At 73.0% G+C, this 17,441-nt stretch carries 15 protein-coding genes and 1 tRNA gene; 12 read left to right on the forward strand and 4 right to left on the reverse strand.

All coding sequences use genetic code 11. The annotated features are described in order from the left end of the window. The first annotated feature begins 96 nt into the window (after positions 1–96). Complete coding sequence (sepX, locus tag BZZ08_RS10055; protein WP_104631816.1) at positions 97–1,362, forward strand: divisome protein SepX/GlpR; 1,266 nt, start codon at positions 97–99, stop codon at positions 1,360–1,362. A 55-nt stretch (positions 1,363–1,417) separates the two neighbouring features. Further along, positions 1,418–1,491, forward strand: a tRNA-Ala gene (locus BZZ08_RS10060). Between the two features lie 122 nt (positions 1,492–1,613). On the opposite strand, the gene BZZ08_RS10065 is transcribed toward BZZ08_RS10060, so the two are convergent. After that, positions 1,614–2,099, reverse strand: coding sequence for a GNAT family N-acetyltransferase (locus BZZ08_RS10065; RefSeq protein WP_104631817.1), 486 nt, complete (start codon positions 2,097–2,099; stop codon positions 1,614–1,616). A 67-nt stretch (positions 2,100–2,166) separates the two neighbouring features. On the opposite strand from BZZ08_RS10065, the gene BZZ08_RS10070 reads away from it, so the two are divergent. Further along, positions 2,167–2,970, forward strand: a complete 804-nt coding sequence (locus tag BZZ08_RS10070; RefSeq protein WP_241965422.1) for an exodeoxyribonuclease III — start codon at positions 2,167–2,169, stop codon at positions 2,968–2,970. 16 nt (positions 2,971–2,986) lie between these two features. Here the strand turns inward: BZZ08_RS10070 and BZZ08_RS10075 are convergent, their stop codons facing one another. Then, entirely contained in the window at positions 2,987–3,634 is a 648-nt protein-coding gene (locus BZZ08_RS10075; protein WP_104631877.1) for a MerR family transcriptional regulator, read from the reverse strand. A gap of 158 nt (positions 3,635–3,792) precedes the next feature. Here BZZ08_RS10075 and BZZ08_RS10080 point away from each other — a divergent pair, with 158 nt between their 5' ends. From BZZ08_RS10080 to BZZ08_RS10095, 4 genes are all read left to right on the forward strand, one after another. Next, on the forward strand, positions 3,793–5,340 hold the full coding sequence (locus BZZ08_RS10080) for a flavin-containing monooxygenase (RefSeq protein WP_104631819.1): 1,548 nt from the start codon (positions 3,793–3,795) through the stop codon (positions 5,338–5,340). Continuing rightward, positions 5,337–6,290 (forward strand): alpha/beta fold hydrolase, encoded by a 954-nt coding sequence (locus BZZ08_RS10085; RefSeq protein ID WP_104631820.1) that lies wholly within the window; start codon positions 5,337–5,339, stop codon positions 6,288–6,290. Before BZZ08_RS10080 ends, BZZ08_RS10085 begins: the two co-directional genes overlap by 4 nt. Beyond that, positions 6,287–7,180: an SDR family oxidoreductase gene (locus BZZ08_RS10090; protein WP_052839279.1), complete on the forward strand. Its 894-nt coding sequence runs from the start codon at positions 6,287–6,289 to the stop codon at positions 7,178–7,180. The genes BZZ08_RS10085 and BZZ08_RS10090 overlap by 4 nt, the downstream gene beginning before the upstream one ends. Positions 7,181–7,268: 88 nt before the next feature. Beyond that, positions 7,269–7,496, forward strand: coding sequence for a hypothetical protein (locus BZZ08_RS10095; RefSeq protein ID WP_104631821.1), 228 nt, complete (start codon positions 7,269–7,271; stop codon positions 7,494–7,496). Between the two features lie 92 nt (positions 7,497–7,588). Here the strand turns inward: BZZ08_RS10095 and BZZ08_RS10100 are convergent, their stop codons facing one another. After that, positions 7,589–11,044 carry a S41 family peptidase gene (locus BZZ08_RS10100; protein WP_104631822.1) on the reverse strand — a complete coding sequence of 1,152 codons (3,456 nt, stop codon included), beginning with the start codon at positions 11,042–11,044 and terminating at the stop codon, positions 7,589–7,591. A 195-nt stretch (positions 11,045–11,239) separates the two neighbouring features. On the opposite strand from BZZ08_RS10100, the gene BZZ08_RS10105 reads away from it, so the two are divergent. The 5 genes from BZZ08_RS10105 (at position 11,240) to BZZ08_RS10125 (ending at position 16,062) form a co-directional block, all read left to right on the forward strand. After that, positions 11,240–11,839 (forward strand): TetR/AcrR family transcriptional regulator, encoded by a 600-nt coding sequence (locus tag BZZ08_RS10105; RefSeq protein WP_104631823.1) that lies wholly within the window; start codon positions 11,240–11,242, stop codon positions 11,837–11,839. A 111-nt stretch (positions 11,840–11,950) separates the two neighbouring features. After that, the gene (locus BZZ08_RS10110; RefSeq protein ID WP_104631824.1) at positions 11,951–14,188 is read left to right on the forward strand and encodes an MMPL family transporter; all 2,238 of its coding nucleotides are present in this window, start codon (positions 11,951–11,953) and stop codon (positions 14,186–14,188) included. A gap of 169 nt (positions 14,189–14,357) precedes the next feature. Then, positions 14,358–14,879 (forward strand): YbaK/EbsC family protein, encoded by a 522-nt coding sequence (locus BZZ08_RS10115; protein ID WP_104631825.1) that lies wholly within the window; start codon positions 14,358–14,360, stop codon positions 14,877–14,879. After that, positions 14,876–15,721, forward strand: a complete 846-nt coding sequence (locus BZZ08_RS10120; protein WP_104631826.1) for a DMT family transporter — start codon at positions 14,876–14,878, stop codon at positions 15,719–15,721. Before BZZ08_RS10115 ends, BZZ08_RS10120 begins: the two co-directional genes overlap by 4 nt. A 65-nt stretch (positions 15,722–15,786) precedes the next feature. Further along, on the forward strand, positions 15,787–16,062 hold the full coding sequence (locus tag BZZ08_RS10125; RefSeq protein ID WP_104631878.1) for a DUF1876 domain-containing protein: 276 nt from the start codon (positions 15,787–15,789) through the stop codon (positions 16,060–16,062). 111 nt (positions 16,063–16,173) lie between these two features. On the opposite strand, the gene BZZ08_RS10130 is transcribed toward BZZ08_RS10125, so the two are convergent. Then, positions 16,174–17,379 (reverse strand): serine hydrolase domain-containing protein, encoded by a 1,206-nt coding sequence (locus tag BZZ08_RS10130; protein WP_198601396.1) that lies wholly within the window; start codon positions 17,377–17,379, stop codon positions 16,174–16,176. Between the last annotated feature and the right edge of the window lie 62 nt (positions 17,380–17,441).

The raw sequence follows: 17,441 nt of genomic DNA on the forward strand, positions 1-17,441 counted from the left end.
TCAGTCACAAGAAAAGTTCGAAATATCAGCCAGATCGTGCGACACACCGGCTCAATTGGCGGATGGCCTCACGCAAACCCCTCTACCGTGTGAGGCGTGAGCAGCAGCGGCCTCATCTACGCAGTCATCGTCGGGGCCTGGGCCGCCTACTTGGTGCCGATGTGGCTCCGTAGGCAGGACGAGCTGAACGAGGCCCGTCCGACGGAACGCTTCAGCACCGCCATCCGGCTCCTGTCCGGACGGGCGGGCATGGAGCGCCGGTACGCCAAGGACCTGCGGTCGCGCTCCGCCGACGAGGCGGGGCCCGACGCCGACGCCCCGGACGCCGTCACCGACTCGGTGGACGTCCGGGCCTTCGCCGTGTCCAGGACCCGACGCCACACCCGGCCCGCCCCACTGCGGCAGGCGGCGGAGCGGCCCGAAACGGCGCGCCCGCAGACCGGCGGACCCGAGCGCGGCCCGAGACCCGGACCGTCCCCGGAACCCGGCGACTCGGCCGGCACCGGCGCGGCACCGGCGCGGGCACGGGTGCCGCAGGCCCGGCGCGCACCCCTCTCACCGGCGGCCGCGGCACGGGCCCGGCGCAGCAAGGCGCTCGCACGCCGTCGGCGTACGACGGTGATGCTCTTCCTCGCCTTCACGCTCGGCGCGGTCGTCGCGGCGGTCGGCGGGCTCGCGTTCCTGTGGGCACCAGGAGTGCCCGCGGTGCTGCTCAGTGCCTACATTGCCCATCTGCGCGCACAGGAGCGCCGCCGCTTCGCCTTCCAGATGGACCGCCGCCAGGCCGAGATCGCCGCACAGCGACTGCGTGACCGCGACCCCCGCCCGCGTCGGCGCGGGCCCGCCCCCGCCGCCCCCGGCACCCTCGGCGACTTCGACGCCGAAGAGCCGGACGAGGGGCCCGAGGCGGAGCCCGGCGCCGGGATGTCGGCGCTCGCCGCGGACCGGCGGGCGCTGGTCGAGCAGACCGACCACGCCGAGTGGGTCGACCAGCAGCGCGAACGCCGCGGGCGCCCGCAGGGCGACAGCTGGGACCCGGTCCCGGTGCCCCTGCCCACCTACGTCACCGCCCCGGTCGCCCCCCGCGCCACGCCCGACGTGGACCTCGCGGCGCCGGACGCGTGGAGCTCGGCCCGCTCCAGCGCCGTCGCCCCCGACCAGGAGGACGCCGCCCCCGCCGCCCGGGCCGCCGACCCGGACCGGGAGCGTCCGGCGGCCGCACCGGCCGAGGAACGGGCGGAGACGCCGGGTCGCAGCGACGCCCGCCGCGCCGCGTCGGCCCGCCGGGCCAGGGAGCGGGGCCGCACGCCGCTCTTCGACCAGTACGAGGACGGCGACCGTCCCCGGGCGGCCAACGAGTAGCCGGAAGGGATTTTTGAGCAGGCCGGGCGGGGTGCTAGAGTTTCACTCGTTGCAAGGGCCTGTGGCGCAGTCCGGTAGCGCACCTCGTTCGCATCGAGGGGGCCAGGGGTTCAAATCCCCTCAGGTCCACGCACATTGACGAAGGTCCCGTCCGATCATCACGATCGGACGGGACCTTCGTCGTCTCCGGGTCCGCTCCCGGCCTCGGCCCCGGGCTGGTCCGTCCCGTGGCGCCGAGGCCCGTCCCTCGGCTACGGGACCTGGAGCGCCTTCGCGTAGCAGAGGCTCTCCTCGTGGAAGCGGTAGTAGCCGAACTTCGCGCACGGCTCGTAGCCGCTGGACGTGTACAGGGCCACGGCCTCCGGCTGCTTCGTGCCGGTCTCCAGCACCATGCGGGTCCGGCCCGCCGCACGGGCGTCCTCCTCCAGGGCGGCCAGGATGCGGCGGGCCAGGCCGCGCCCGCGCACCTGCTCGACCACGAACATCCGCTTGAGTTCGGCGTCCCCGTCGAGGTTGCCCTCGTCGTTGGCGTCCTGGCTGCGCCAGCCGCCCGAGGCGACCGGGACGTCGTTCTCGTCGTACGCGATCAGGTACTGGCCGTTCGGGGGTGCGAAGTCCGACGGGTCCAGATGCGTGGCGTCGCCGCCGTCGCCGTAGCGGACGTCGTACTCGGCCTGGACCTCGTCGTTGAGCTTCACGGCGTCGGGGTGGTCGAAGGGGACCCGGCGTATGTTCATGCTTCCTACCGTATATCGATGCGTATCCGGAGCGGGACACCGTCCAGTGTGCCGGTATCGTGCCCTGGTGCTCACCGTGACCTCCGTGAACGTGAACGGTCTGCGCGCCGCCGCGAAGAAGGGCTTCGTTGAATGGCTCGCCGACACCTCCGCCGATGTGTTGTGCCTCCAGGAGGTGCGGGCCGAACCCCACCAACTGCCGGAACACGTCCGTACGCCCGAGGGCTGGCACGTGACGCACGCCCCCGCCGCCGCCAAGGGCCGGGCCGGCGTCTCCCTCTGCACGCGCCGTGAGCCCGACGCCGTCCGCGTCGGTTTCGGCTCGACCGAGTTCGACACCGGTGGCCGCTACGTCGAGGCCGACCTGCCCGGTGTGACGGTCGCCTCCCTCTACCTGCCCTCCGGCGAGGTCGGCACCGAGCGCCAGGACGAGAAGGTCCGCTTCATGGACGAGTTCCTCCCCTACCTCAAGGGCCTGCGCGAGCGCGCCGCCGCCGAGGGGCGCGAGGTCGTCGTCTGCGGCGACTGGAACATCGCCCACCGCGAGGCCGACCTGAAGAACTGGCGCGCCAACAAGAAGAACTCCGGCTTCCTGCCGGAGGAGCGGGAGTGGCTGAGCCGCGTCCTCGACCCGGCCGAGGGCGGATACGTGGACGTCGTGCGCTCCCTGCACCCGGACGTCGAGGGACCGTACTCGTGGTGGTCGTACCGGGGGCGGGCTTTTGACAACGACTCGGGATGGCGCATCGACTACCACCTCTCCACCCCCGGGCTGGCCTCCAGGGCCCTCAAGGGCTACGTCGAGCGGGCCGCCACGCACGCCGAGCGCTGGTCCGACCACGCGCCGGTGACGGTGGTCTACGGCCCCTGACGAGCGGGGCGGAGACCTATTCCGACCCCTTCCGTGTCCGCCGGTCCAGTGCCAGTGACAGTTCCGCCTCCACCACGCTGCGGGCCAGCGGGCGCAGGCGGTGGAATTCCGGTTCCGGGGCGTGGCGCAGGATCAGGTCGGCGAAGAGTTCGGCGAGGGCGTCGGCGTGTTCGCGGACGCGGGCGCCGGCCTGGAGGACCTCGCCGAGCGGGATGCCCTCGCGGACCAGAGCGGAGGAGACCTCCAGCAGGCGGTGGCTGATGTGGACGAGTTCGTCGCCGTCGGTGCCGAGGTAGCCCAGCTCCATCGCGGTGGCCAGGTTCTCCGGGGTGACCTCGCCCTCGAAGCGGGCGGCGAGTTCCTCGGGGGTGAGGTGGACCGGGGTCTCCTCGGTGGGCTCGCCGAGGCCCAGCAGGTCGCCGACGTCGCGGCCGTGGGCGAAGGCGTCGGCCAGTTCCGCGATGCCGTTCAGGGTGTGGCCGCGGTCCAGCAGGGCGGCGATGGTGCGCAGTCGGGCCAGGTGGTGGTCGTCGTACCAGGCGATGCGGCCCTCGCGGCGGGGCGGCGGGATCAGTTTGCGTTCGCGGTAGAAGCGCAGGGTGCGCACCGTGATGCCGGCCAGCCGGGCCAGTTCCTCTATGCGGTATTCGCGCTTCTCCGTCACGTCCACGACCTTATGGCGTACCGCCGGTAACTTTCCTCCGCTCGACCCCTACCCATGAGTACGGACCTGCTCTACGCTCCCATTGCGCCAGTGTTCACTGGCATGGTTCCAGACGGTTCCAGGTTCCAGACGGTCCAGGCAAGCGTGGAGGCTCCGGGATGGCCGAGCACGAGCAGGTTCACGAACACGTACGGGTGGCGGTGATCGGGTCCGGCTTCGGCGGGCTGGGAGCCGCCGTACGGCTGCGGCGCGAAGGGATCACCGACTTCGTCGTACTGGAGCGGTCCGGCAGCGTCGGCGGCACCTGGCGGGACAACAGCTACCCCGGCTGCGCCTGCGACGTACCGTCCCACCTGTACTCCTTCTCCTTCGCGCCCAACCCCGAGTGGCCGCGCACCTTCTCCGGGCAGGAGCACATCCGCGCCTACCTGGAGCACGTCACCGACACCTTCGGGCTGCGCCCCCACCTCCGCTTCGACTCGGAGGTGAAGCGGATGGCGTGGGACACCGAGCAGCTTCGGTGGGAGATCGAGACCGTGCGCGGCACGCTCACCGCCGACGTCGTGGTGTCCGCGACCGGGCCGCTGTCCGACCCCAAGGTCCCGGACATCCCGGGGCTCGACTCCTTCCCCGGCAAGGTCTTCCACTCCGCCCGCTGGGACCACGACTACGACCTCACCGGCAAGCGCGTCGCCATGATCGGCACCGGCGCCTCCGCCATCCAGATCGTGCCGTCCATCCAGCCGAAGGCGGGCCGGCTCACCCTCTTCCAGCGCACCCCTGCCTGGGTGATGCCCCGCATGGACCGGGCCATCAGCGGCGCCGAGCGGGCCCTGCACCGGGCGCTGCCCGTCACCACCAAGCTGCGCCGCGGGCTGCTGTGGGGCATCCGGGAGCTCCAGGTGCAGGCGTTCACCAAGCACCCCGACGAGCTGGGCTTCGTCGAGCGGATCGCCAAGCGCAACATGGGCGCCGCCATCAAGGACCCGGCCCTGCGCGCCAAGCTCACCCCCGACTACCGCATCGGCTGCAAGCGGATCCTGCTGTCGAGCACGTACTACCCGGCGCTCGCCGAGCCCAACGTCGACGTGGTCGCGAGCGGGCTCAGCGAGGTGCGCGGGTCGACGCTGGTCGCCGCCGACGGCACCGAGGCCGAGGCGGACGCGATCATCTTCGGCACCGGCTTCCACGTCACCGACATGCCCATCGCCGAGCGCGTCGTGGGCGCGGACGGGCGGACGCTGGCCGAGACCTGGAAGGGGGGCATGGAGGCGCTGCGCGGTGGCACGGCGGCCGGTTTCCCCAACTTCATGACGGTCATCGGGCCCAACACCGGCCTCGGGAACTCGTCCATGATCCTGATGATCGAGTCCCAGCTGAACTACCTGGCGGACTACCTGCGCCAGTTGAACGTCCTCGGCGGCCGCACCGCCCTCGACCCGCGCCCCGCCGCCGTGCGCAACTGGAACCACCGGGTGCAGGAGCGCATGAAGCGCACGGTGTGGAACACCGGCGGCTGCACCAGCTGGTACCTGGACGCGAGCGGCCGCAACACCACCGTCTGGCCCGGCACGACCGCCGAGTTCCGGCGGGAGACACGGCGCGTGGACCTCGCGGAGTACCAGGTGCTGCGCCCGGGCCCCGCGAAGGCCGCCGCGGAGCCCACGGCCAAGGCCGCCGACGCGGACGCCGAGGTGAGCGCGTGAGCTGCCTGCTGCACGTCGCCGACGGGCCGTATGCCCCGCCCGTGCCCGCCCGCGAGCTGACCGTCACCGCCGCCGACGGGGCCCGCGTCCATGTCGAGGTGCACGGCCCCGACGACGCCCCCGCGGTCGTCCTCGCGCACGGCTGGTGCTGCTCCACCGCCTTCTGGGCGGCGCAGATCCGCGCACTGGCCGTCGACCACCGCGTCATCGCCTACGACCAGCGCGGCCACGGACGCAGCCCGGTCAACCCGGCGTACGGCACCGAGCCGCTCGCCGACGACCTCGAAGCCGTCCTCACGGCCACCCTCGCGCCGGGTGAGCGGGCCGTGATCGTCGGGCACTCCATGGGCGGGATGACGCTGATGGCCGCGGCGTCCCGCCCCGCGGTGCGCGAGCACGCGGCGGCCGTCCTGCTGTGCAGCACGGGCAGCGCACGCCTGGTGGCGTCCGCCACCGTGCTGCCGATGCGGGCGGGCCGGGTACGCACCTGGCTGACCCGGCGGATCCTCGGCTCCCGGGCACCGCTCGGGCCGGTCACACCGCTCGCCCGCCGGATCCTCAAGTACGGGACGATGGGCCCCGCTTCCGCCCCGCACATGGTCGACGCCTGCGCCCGCATCGTGCACGCCTGCCCGAGCCGGGTGCGGCACGGCTGGTCCCAGGTGCTCGACCTGCTCGACCTCGACCACGGCGTACGGGAGTTGCGGATGCCGGTGGAGATCGTGGTCGGTACGGCGGACCGGCTGACGCCGCCCGTGCAGGCCCGCGCACTGGCCGCCGCGCTGCCCGACTGCGTGGGCCTGACCGAACTCCCGGGGCTCGGCCACATGACGCCGGTGGAGGCCCCGGAGCTGGTCAGCGGGAAGATACGGGCCCTCGCGGCCACCTACATACCGAGCGCACGCGGTGAGCGTGCCGAAGCCGCCGTACACGCCGAGGAGAGCGCATGAGCAGGGTGAGCCTGGAAGGGCGGGTCGCCGTCGTCACCGGAGCGGCGCGGGGCGTCGGGGAGTTGATGGCCCGCAAGCTGTCCGCGCGCGGGGTGAAGGTCGCGCTGGTCGGCCTGGAGCCGGACGAACTCAAGCAGGTGTCCGCCCGGTTGCACAGCGACAGCGACCACTGGCACGCCGACGTCACCGACCACGAGGCGATGGCCCGGGTGGCGGCGGAGGTCGAGGAGCGGTTCGGGAAGGTCGACATCGTCGTCGCCAACGCGGGTGTGGCCACCGGCGGTCCCTTCGTCGACTCCGACCCGGAGTCCTGGCGGCGGGTGATCGAGGTCAACCTGATCGGCTCGGCCGTCACCGCCCGCGCCTTCCTGCCCGCCCTGCTGGAGAGCCGCGGCTACCTGCTCCAGATCGCCTCGCTGGCCGCCCTCACCCCCGCCCCGATGATGAGCGCCTACTGCGCCTCCAAGTCCGGCGTCGAGGCGTACGCGCACAGCCTGCGCGGCGAGGTCGGGCACCGGGGCGTGAAGGTCGGCGTCGGCTATCTGTCCTGGACCGACACCGACATGGTGCGCGGGGCGGACCAGGACGACGTCATGCGGGAGTTGCGGCAGCGGCTGCCCTGGCCGTCGAACAAGACCTATCCGCTGGGCCCGGCGGTCGACCGGCTGGTGGAGGGCGTCGAGCGCCGCTCCGCGCACGTCTACGGGCAGTGGTGGCTGCGCGGCATGCAGGGCGTGCGCGGCTACCTGCCGGCCGTCATCGGCACCGTCGGGCAGCGCGAGATGCGGCGCTTCGGCGACCGGCTGAACGGCCGGCGGATCGGCCTGGTCGGCGCCGGTGGAGCGGCCGACGAACAGCGTCCCACCAGGGCGACTACGGTCCGTAAGTGATCGACATGCGCACGGTCACGGCTCGTGTGAATCTGATCGAGCGCCCGGCCGAACCGGTCGGGCCCGATCACCACAGGAGTGAACCCACATGGGTATGAAGGACCAGTTCCAGGACAAGGCCGAGCGCATGCAGCAGCAGGGCAAGCAGCGTGCCGAGCAGGCGCGGGACCAGTTCCAGAACCGCGACCGCCGTCGCGACGAGGACGAGATCGACCCGTCCTCCCCGGCCTCGCGTCGCCGCGAGTCGGAGCACCAGGACCCGGCCTCGCGCCGTCGGGACGAGGACGAGCGCCTCCAGGACAGCTTCGACGCCTGACGCGCCGCCGCTGAGGTGAGAGGGCGCCCCCCGGGTCGACCGGGTGGGCGCCCTCCCCTGTGCCCTCAGGGCTTCTCGAAGGTTCTACGGTTCTACTCCCGCGGCGGCAGTGGCGGACGCGACCGGTCCGGTACGGCCTCATAACCGGGCGGCGTGGCGGGCGGGTTGGTCTCCAGCAGCTCCAGCGCCAGCCGTACCGCCTCGTCGAGGACCGGGTAGCGGCCCTCGGCCCAGTCCAGCGGGGTGCGCAGCGCCTCGACGTCGGGGGCGACGCCGTAGTTCTCCACGGACCAGCCGTAGGCGTCGAACCAGGCCGCGTTCATGGGCATCGTGATCACCGAGCCGTCGCCGAGCCGGTGCCGGCCGGTCATGCCGACCACGCCGCCCCAGGTGCGCTGTCCGACCACCGGGCCGAGCCGCAGCAGCTTGAACGCGGCCGTGATCATGTCGCCGTCGGACGACGTCGCCTCGTCCGCGACCGCGACGACCGGGCCGCGCGGCGCGTTGGAGGTGTACGACACCGGCTGGGCGTCGCGGGTGAGGTCCCAGCCCAGGATGGTCCGGGTCAGCTTCTCGATGACCAGCTCGCTGATGTGCCCGCCCGCGTTGCCCCGCACGTCCACGATGAGCGCGGGCCGGGACACCTCCATGCGCAGGTCTCGGTTGAACTGCGCCCAGCCGGAACCGCCCATGTCGGGGATGTGCAGGTAGCCGCACCGCCCGCCGCTCAACTCGCGGACCACTTCCCGGCGTTTGGCCACCCAGTCCTGGTAGCGCAGGGGGCGTTCGTCGACGAGCGGTACGACGGCGACCCGGCGGGAGGGGCCCTGGCGGCCCTCGGCGGGGGAGAAGGTCAGCTCCACCGTCGTGCCGCCCGCGCCCGCCAGCAGCGGGGAGGGGCCCTGGACCGGGTCGACCGGGCGGCCGTCGACGTGGGTCAGGACGGCACCGTCGCGGATGCCCGTGCCGGCCAGCGGGGAGCGGGCCTTGGAGTCGGAGGAGTCGCCCGGCAGGATGCGCCTGGCCACCCACCGTCCGTCCCGGCAGACGAAGTTGGCGCCGAGCAGGCCCTGCCAGCGCTGGTAGTGCGCCGGGCCCTCGTTGCGCCGGGCGGCGACGACGTAGGCGTGCGAGGTGCCCAGCTCGCCGAGCACCTCGCGCAGCAGGTCGGCGAACTCGTCCGGGGAGGCGACGCGTTCGAGCAGTGGGCGGTACTGGTCGAGGACCGCGTCCCAGTCGATGCCGCACATGCCGGGGTCCCAGAAGTGGGCGCGGATCAGGCGGCCCGCCTCGTCGTACGCCTGGCGCCACTCGGCGGCCGGGTCCACCTCGTGCAGGATGCGGCGCAGGTCGATCCAGGTGGTCGAGTCGCCGTCGCCCACCTCGGTCGCCGGTACGGCGCGCAGATCGCCCTCGTCGAGCACGACCAGGCGGCTGCCGTCGCCGCTGACCCGGAACCAGTCGAGGTGGTCGACCAGTTCGGACTTCTTCGCCTTGGCCAGGTTGAAGTGCTCCAGCGTGGGCCGCTCGCTCGGGTCGGCCGGGTTGGCGAAGGTCTCGCCGAGCGCGCCCGAGATCGGCCAGCGCAGCCAGACCAGGCCGCCGCCCGCGACCGGCTCCAGCGCCGAGTACTTGGAGGCGGTGACCGGGAACGGTGTCACCCGGTTCTCCAGCCCCTCGACCTCGACGGTCACCGCGCCGCCCTCGCCGGGCTCGTCCTCCAGCGGGTCGAGGCCCCCGGCCGCGGGGCGGCCCTCGGGGTTGAGGGCGAAGGGGGAGGGGGTCGCCGAGGACAGCGGCACCAGGTAGGGGCGGCAGCCCAGGGGGAAGGACAGGTCGCCGGTGTGCACGTCGTACACCGGGTCGAAGCCGCGCCAGGACAGGAAGGCGAGGTAGCGGCCGTCCCGGGTGAACACCGGGTTCTCGTCCTCGAAGCGGCCGTTGGTGACGTCGACGACGAGGGTGCCCTCCGGGCCGTCGATCCGGGCCATCTTGATCTGCCGCAGGGTGCGTCCGATGCCCGGGTGCGACCAGGTGAGCCAGGTCCCGTCGGGCGAGAAGGCGAGGTCGCGCACGGGGCCGTTGACGGAGCGGATCAACTCGGTGACCTGGTCTCCGGCGGTGGCGGGGGCGCCGGGGTCGCCGAGCGGGATGCCCGCCTCGGGGCCGCGTTCCTCGGTGGCGGTGTCCGCGGGGCCGCGTCCGGCCGTACCGGTGTCCGCCTGGGCCGCCGTGCCGGCCGGGCCCTGTTCCGCCGCGTCCGCCGGGTACCCGGCGTCCACCGCGTCCAGCGTCAGCGCCACCTCCGTGTCCGGCTCCGTGACGTCGAGGATCAGCAGCCGTCCGTCGTGCGAGGCGACGGCGAGCCGGTCGCCCGCCGGGTCCGAGACCAGCTCCAGGACCCGGCCGAGGCGCCCGGAGGCCAGGCGCCGGGCCGCGCGGCCGCCGGTCGCCCTGGGCAGGTAGGAGATCTCGACGGCGTCCTCGCCCTCCGCGTCCGTCACGTACGCGATCCGTCCGCTCTCCCCGAGCATCTCCGGCAGCCGCACCCGTACCCCCGGGGTGTCCGCGATGGTGCGGGCCGGGCCGTCGCGGTGGGTGAGCCAGTACAGGCTGCCGCGTACGACGACGGCGCTCGCGCGGCCCGTCTCGTCGACGGAGACGCCGCCCACGTGCTGCGCGGCGGGCACCTGGTAGGTACGCCGCCCCGCGCGCGGCCCGCTCAGCCGCACGTCGAGCCGGCGCGGCGCCGAGCCCGGCGCGAGGTCGTCCACGATCCACAGGTCGCCCGCGCACTGGTACACCACCCGGGTGCCGTCGCTGGAGGCGTTGCGGGCGTAGAACGCGTCGTGGTCGGTGTGGCGGCGCAGGCCGGTGCCGTCGTGGGCGCAGGAGTAGAGGTTGCCGACGCCCTCGTGGTCGGAGAGGAAGGCGATCCGGCCGCCGACGAACATGGGGGCGGCGAGGTGCCCGCCGAGGTCGGGCAGGAGCCGCTCGCCGTGCAGCCAGAGCCGGCCCGTGGCGCCGCCCCGGTAGCGCTTCCAGGCGGCGGGCTCGTGCGGCGGGGTGCCGGTCAGGAGAAGCGTCCTGCGCTCGCCGTCGAGGTCGGCGGCCTGGATGTCGGTGACCGGACCCCAGGGCAGCTTGCGGCCGGGGTCGCCGTCGGGGGTGACCTTGTAGGCCCAGGTGAGGTGCGAGAAGGGCTCGCCGTGCGAGGCCACGGCGAGGACGGCGGTGGTGCCGTCGGGGTCGGGGGGCGACCAGCCGCAGACCCGGGTGTCGAAGCCGCCCCAGTGGGTGAGCTGCCGTCCGGGTCCGCCGTCCACCGGGACGAGGTGGACCTCCGGCACCAGACTGCGCCAGCTGGTGTACGCGATGTGCCGGCCGTCGGGGGAGAAGCGCGGGGGACCGGCCTTGGTGCGGTCGACGGTGAGCCGCCAGGCCCGGCCCGGACCGTCGAGGGACGCGAGCCAGAGGTCGTCCTCGGCCACGAAGCACAGCTGGTCGCCACTGAGGTGCGGAAGGCGCAGATAACTCACCCACCCCATGCTTTTCCGGGCGCCGGGTACCGGCAACTTATGGGGAGCTGACAACCGTGACCCAGAACACGAACGAAACCGTTTCGTTTCGTTAGTCGGTGGGGTACATTCGTCATGTACGAAACGGTGTCGTTCCGGTCGAGTGAATCGGCCGAGCGAACCGGCCGAGCGAACCGGCCGACTCGACGGAGAGGAGTGAGCGAGATGACGGAGACCGCCACCGCGCGCCGCAGCCGGATCACTCCCGAGCGCGAGGCCGAGCTGTACGCGGCCGTGCTCGACCTGCTCCGCGAGGTCGGCTACGACGCCCTCACCATGGACGCCGTGGCCGCCCGCACCCGGTCCAGCAAGGCGACGCTCTACCGCCAGTGGGGCGGTAAGCCGGAGCTGGTCGTCAAGGCCATGCGGCACAACAAGCCGGGCAAGATCGGCGACGTCGACACCGGCTCGCTCCGCGGCGACCTGCACGCCCTCATGGTGCGCGAGGACGACTGCACCATGGAGCAGAACTCCGCGCTGATGCGGGGCGTCGCCATGGCGCTGCACCAGAACCCGGACCTTCGTCAGGCGTTCCGGGAACAGCTCATCGAACCGGAGATGGCGGAGTTCCAGCGCGTGCTGCAACGCGCCGTCGACCGCGGAGAGATCAGACCGGACTGTCCGGCGCTGGACTTCCTCGTCCACATGATGGTCGGCGGGTTCGCCACCCGCACGCTGCTGGACGACCAGCCGCCGACCCGGGCGTTCCTCGCCTCCTACATCGACGCCGTGATCCTCCCCGCACTCGGCGTCTCCACCCACTGACACGTCCCTGCACCCCTGTGACACCTGAGCCCCACCTGACGTAACCGCTCACGTCGTCGGGCTGATCACCCCTGCCCTGAAGACCCACGACCTGACCGGGAGTACGCCCTCGTGGCCACGTTCCTCTACAAACTCGGCCGGCTCGCCTTCCGCCGACGACACTTCGTCGCCCTGATCTGGGTGGCCCTGCTGACGCTCGCCGGCGTCGGCGCGGCCAGCGCCCCGCCCGCCGGCAACTCCTCCTTCTCCATCCCGGGAACGGAGGCCCAGAAGGCCTTCGACCTGCTGGAACAGCGCTTCCCCGGCCAGAGCGCCGACGGGGCGACCGCACGCGTCGTCTTCAAGGCACCGTCCGGCGAGAAGATGACGGACGCCGACAACAAGGCGACCGTCCACAAGACCGTCGACGAACTGGCGGACGGCTCCGAGGTCGCCTCGGTCGCCGACCCCTACAAGGGCAACGCCGTCAGCAAGGACGGCACGGTCGCCTACGCCTCGGTGAAGTACGACGTCTCCGGCATGGAGCTGGAGGAGTCCACCAAGGACGCCCTGGAGGACGCCGCCCAGCAGGCGCGCGACGCCGGGCTGACCGTCGAGATCGGCGGTGACGCGCTCCAGGCCGTCCCGGAGACCGGCGCCACCGAGGTCATCGGCATCGCGGTCGCCGCCGTCGTCCTGGTCATCACCTTCGGCTCCCTGGTCGCGGCCGGGCTGCCCCTGCTCACCGCCCTGATCGGCGTGGGCATCGGCGTCTCCTCGATCACCGCGCTGGCGAGCGCGCTCGAACTGGGCTCGACCACCTCGATCCTGGCGATGATGATCGGCCTCGCGGTCGGCATCGACTACGCCCTGTTCATCGTCTCCCGCTACCGCGCCGAACTCGCCGAGGGACGCGAACGCGAGGAGGCCGCGGGACGGGCGGTCGGCACCGCGGGCTCCGCGGTCGTCTTCGCCGGCCTCACCGTCGTCATCGCCCTGGTGGGTCTCGCGGTCGTCAACATCCCGATGCTCACCAAGATGGGCATCGCGGCGGCCGGCACCGTCGCCATCGCGGTCCTGATCGCGCTCACGATGATCCCCGCGCTGCTCGGCTACGCCGGTCGCCGGGTCAAGCCCGCGGGGGCGAAGGGCAAGCTGCTGGGCCGCTCCCGCAAGGGTGAGCCGAAGCCGGACCAGCCGGCCGGGCAGCCGAAGGCCAACCTGGGCACCCGCTGGGCGAGCTTCGTCGTCCGCCGCCCGCTCGCCGTCCTCCTGCTCGGCGTCATCGGCCTCGGCGCCGCCGCGATCCCCGCGACCTCCCTGGAGCTGGGCCTGCCCGACGACGGCTCCCAGCCGACGTCCACCACCCAGCGCCGCGCCTACGACCTGCTGTCGGAGGGCTTCGGCCCCGGCTTCAACGGCCCCCTGATGGTCGTCGTGGACGCCAAGGGCAGCGACGCCCCGAAGGACGCCTTCACCGACGTCGAGAAGCAGATCAAGGACCTCGACGGCGTCGTGGCGGTGACCCCGCCCGCCCCGAACAAGGGCGGCGACACCGCGACGATCACCGTGATCCCGGACTCCAAGCCGTCCTCCGTGCAGACCGAGGACCTGGTGCACGCCATCCGTGACGCGGGCGGCGACATCGAGGCGAAGACCGGCGCCGAGACCCTGGTCACCGGTTCGACGGCGATGAACATCGACGTCAGCCAGAAGCTCAACGACGCGCTGGTGCCGTACCTGGTCCTGGTCGTCGGCCTGGCCTTCCTCCTCCTCATCGTGGTCTTCCGCTCGATCCTGGTCCCGCTGAAGGCGGCCCTCGGCTTCCTGCTCTCCGTCATGGCGGCGCTCGGCGCGGTCGTCGCGGTCTTCCAGTGGGGCTGGCTGTCCGGCCTGATGGGCGTCGAGGAGACCGGACCGGTCATGTCGATGATGCCGATCTTCATGGTCGGCGTGGTCTTCGGCCTGGCCATGGACTACGAGGTCTTCCTGGTCACCCGCATGCGGGAGGCCTACGTCCACGGCGAGAAGCCGCACCAGGCCGTCGTCACCGGCTTCAAGCACGGCGCACGGGTCGTCACCGCCGCCGCGGTGATCATGATGGCGGTCTTCGCGGGCTTCATCGGCTCCAGCGAGTCGATGGTGAAGATGATCGGCTTCGGTCTCGCGATCGCCGTCTTCTTCGACGCGTTCGTCGTCCGCATGGCCATCGTCCCGGCGGTCCTCGCCCTGCTCGGCAAGAAGGCCTGGTGGCTGCCGAAGTGGCTGGACCGCGCGCTGCCGAACGTGGACGTCGAGGGCGAGGGCCTGCGCACGGCCGCCGAACGGGGTACCGGACCCGACGAGGACCGGGAGCTGGTGCGCACCTGACCAGCCGCCGCGGCCGCTGACAGGAGGACGGCACAGACCAGCCGGTGAGGGTTCCGTGGGGACGGGGCTGCCCTCACCGGCTTCCTCCGTTCCGGGGTCCCTCGGCCCGCCTCGCGCGGCCCCGTAACCCGGTCGCCTGTGGGCTACACGTACCGCTACGGTGCGGTCCATGACGACGACCGACGACGCCTCCGACCCCGCCGCCACCTCCGCCGCCCACCCGCGCTTCGCCGCCGCCCTGCGCGAACTGGGCCTCGGCGACCTGGCCGGACGGGCCCGGCGCTTCCCGGAGGCCACCCGCACCGCCACCGAGGCCGCCGCCGCCGTCGGGTGCGAGCTGAGCCAGATCTGCAAGTCGCTCATCTTCGCCGCGGACGGCGTGCCCGTACTCGTCCTCATGGACGGCGCCTCCCGCGTCGACCTGGACCGGGTCCGCGAGGAACTCGGCGCCCAGAAGGTCACCCGGGCCAAGGCCGACGTCGTACGGGAGACGACCGGGTACGCGATCGGCGGGGTGCCGCCCTTCGGGCACCGGACCAGGACCCGGGTGCTCGCCGACCGGTCGCTGCTCGCCCACGACGTCGTCTGGGCCGCCGCCGGCACGCCGTACGCCGTCTTCCCGATGGAGCCCAAGGACCTCGTCGCCACCGCCGGTGCCACCCTCGTGGACGTGCGCGAGCGCTCCGAGTGACCCCGCTGGTCACCGCCGCGGTCCTGCTCGCGGCGGTCACCCACGCCAGCTGGAACGCCATCGCCCACCGGATCACCGACAAGCTGACCGGGTTCGCGCTGATCTCCGGCGGCGGGATGCTCATCGGGCTCGCGCTGCTGCCGTTCACGGCGTTCCCGGCGGCCGGGGCGTGGCCGTACCTGCTGGTCTCCGCCGCCGTCCACATCGCGTACTACGCCCTGCTGATGCGGTCCTTCCGGCTGGGCGACTTCGGCCAGGCCTACCCGATCGCCCGCGGCAGCGCGCCGCTGCTGGTCACCGTCCTCGCGGCCGTCTTCGCCCACGAGGTGCCGGACGGCTGGGCGGCCGGGGGCGTCCTGGTCTCCTGTGCGGGGCTGACCGGCGTCGCCCTGTGGGGGCTGCGCGGACGCCGGCCCGACTGGGCGGCCATCGGCGCCGCCCTGGCGACCGGCGTGACCATCGCGGCGTACACGGTCGTCGACGGCCTCGGCGTACGCGCCTCCGGCTCCTCCCTCGGCTACATCGCCTGGCTGATGGCGGTGCAGGGCACGGTCCTGCCCGCGTACTTCCTCCACCGGCACCGCGCCGGGGCCTGGGCGCTGCTGCGGCCGCAGGCCGGTCTCGGCCTGGTCGGCGCGGCCCTGTCCGTCACCGCCTACGCGCTGGTCCTGTGGGCGCAGACCCGCGCCGACCTCGCGCCCATCGCCGCGCTGCGCGAGTCGTCCATCCTGGTCGGCGCCGCGATAGGGGCCCTGTTCTTCAAGGAGCGGTTCGGCGCGCCGCGGATCGCGGCGGCGGGCCTCCTGGTCGTCGGGATCGGGCTGATGCTGCACACGGGATAGCCGCAGTGGTGCGCCCCGCCGCGGACAGGCGCACCCTGGAAGGAGGTGTTCCGGAGGTGATCGTCATGATGCACACCACAGTGGGATGGCATGTCGAGCTGGAGTTCGTGGAGGACGACCAGCACACGCGGGCGGTCGCGATGGTGCGGCTCCCCGACGGCACCGAGGTCCGCGCGCACGGCCACGCCAGCCGGCACCGGGTCGACCCCCAGCAGCCACGCGTCGGCGAAGAGGTCGCGGGCGCACGGGCGTTGAACGAGCTGGCGATGCGGCTGCTCACCAAGGCCCACGACGAGATCGACACGGCGTCCGGACGGACCTCGCACCCGATCCACGTCTGAACCGGACCGGGTCTGTCTCTAGGACCGGAGTCTGTCTCCAGGACCGGAGTCTGTCTTCAGGACCGGCCCCGGGCGCGCTGGTCCGGGGTGCGGGTCCGGGGCGCGCTGGTCCTAGGGGAGCGACGCGCGGACCGCCCGTACCAGCGCCTGCGCCCGCGGGTCCGCCGTCACGGTCTTGCGGAAGCCGTTGGTGACGTAGCCCAGGGCGATGCCGGCCTCCGGGTCGGCGAAGCCCAGGGAGCCGCCGCGGCCCGGGTGGCCGAAGGAGCCGGGGGCCAGGAACGGGGACGCGCTGCCGTGCAGCATGTAGCCGAGGCCGAACCGGGTGCCGACGACCAGGACCCGGTCGGGCCCGGCGGACTCCTCGGCGCGAGCCAGCTCCATGGTCGCCGGGGTGAACAGCCGCACGCCGCGTGTCACGTCGTCGACCTCGCCGATCAGCGCCGCGTAGAAGCGGGCCAGGCCGTCGGCCGTCGCGATGCCGTTGGCGGCCGGGAGCGCGGCCGCGCGGTACACCGGGTCGTTCTGGTCGGGGAACGGGGTGATCGCGGCGAAGGCGCGGCGGGTGAGGGAGTCCGGGTTCTCGTACGCCGCGGTGACGGAGCGCTTGGGGCGCAGCCGCGGGCCGTTGCCGGACGGTCCGGCCCCGGACGGCTCGGGGTCCGGCAGTCGTCCGACGCGACCGGCCCGGCCCGCCGACTCCTCCGCCGCGGGCAGCCCCACCCACAGATCCAGGCCCAGCGGCCCGGCGATCTCGTCCGCGATCCACTGCCCGGCGCCCCGCCCGCCCGTCACCCGGCGGACCAGCTCGTCGAGCAGCCAGCCGTAGGTCAGCGCGTGGTAGCCGTGGTCGGTGCCCGGCTCCCAGACCGGTGCCTGGGCGGCGACGGCGGCGGGGCCCCGCAGCGGGTCCAGGGCGTCCTCGGGGGTGAGCGGGTGGTCCAGGACCGGCAGCCCGGCCCGGTGGTTCAGCACATGCCGGACCAAGACCCGTTCCTTGCCGTGCGCCTTGAACTCCGGCCAGTACTCGCCCACCGGCGCGTCCAGGTCCAGCTTCCCGCGCTGGTGCAGCAGCAGCGGTACGGCGGCGGCGACGCCCTTGGTCGCCGACCGGACCACCTGGGCGGTGCCCCGGCGCCAGGGCTCGGCGCCGGCCGTGTCGTCGACGTTCCTGGTCCCGCCCCACAGGTCGACGACCTTGCGCCCGTCCCGGTAGACGGCGACGGCCGCGCCCCGCTCGCCGAGCGCGGTGAAGTTCCGTACGAACGCGTCCCGCACCGGCTCGAAGCCCGCGGCCACCGTGCCGTGCACGTTCACGCTCACCTGTGTACGCCCCTTCCGGCCACTCGTGACAGTGGATGCAACCGCCACCGGCCGTC

It is taken from the genome of Streptomyces sp. MH60 (assembly GCF_002939385.1).
Classification (GTDB): Bacteria; Actinomycetota; Actinomycetes; order Streptomycetales; family Streptomycetaceae; genus Streptomyces.

Bases quoted from the DNA above. Each gene is read 5' to 3' on its own strand.
- BZZ08_RS10080 (WP_104631819.1), top strand. From the start codon at position 3,793: ATGGCCGAGCACGAGCAGGTTCACGAACACGTACGGGTGGCGGTGATC.
- BZZ08_RS10100 (WP_104631822.1), bottom strand. From the start codon at position 11,044: ATGGGGTGGGTGAGTTATCTGCGCCTTCCGCACCTCAGTGGCGACCAG.
- BZZ08_RS10090 (WP_052839279.1), top strand. From the start codon at position 6,287: ATGAGCAGGGTGAGCCTGGAAGGGCGGGTCGCCGTCGTCACCGGAGCG.
- BZZ08_RS10125 (WP_104631878.1), top strand. From the start codon at position 15,787: ATGATGCACACCACAGTGGGATGGCATGTCGAGCTGGAGTTCGTGGAG.
- BZZ08_RS10105 (WP_104631823.1), top strand. From the start codon at position 11,240: ATGACGGAGACCGCCACCGCGCGCCGCAGCCGGATCACTCCCGAGCGC.
- BZZ08_RS10095 (WP_104631821.1), top strand. From the start codon at position 7,269: ATGGGTATGAAGGACCAGTTCCAGGACAAGGCCGAGCGCATGCAGCAG.
- BZZ08_RS10115 (WP_104631825.1), top strand. From the start codon at position 14,358: ATGACGACGACCGACGACGCCTCCGACCCCGCCGCCACCTCCGCCGCC.
- BZZ08_RS10065 (WP_104631817.1), bottom strand. From the start codon at position 2,099: ATGAACATACGCCGGGTCCCCTTCGACCACCCCGACGCCGTGAAGCTC.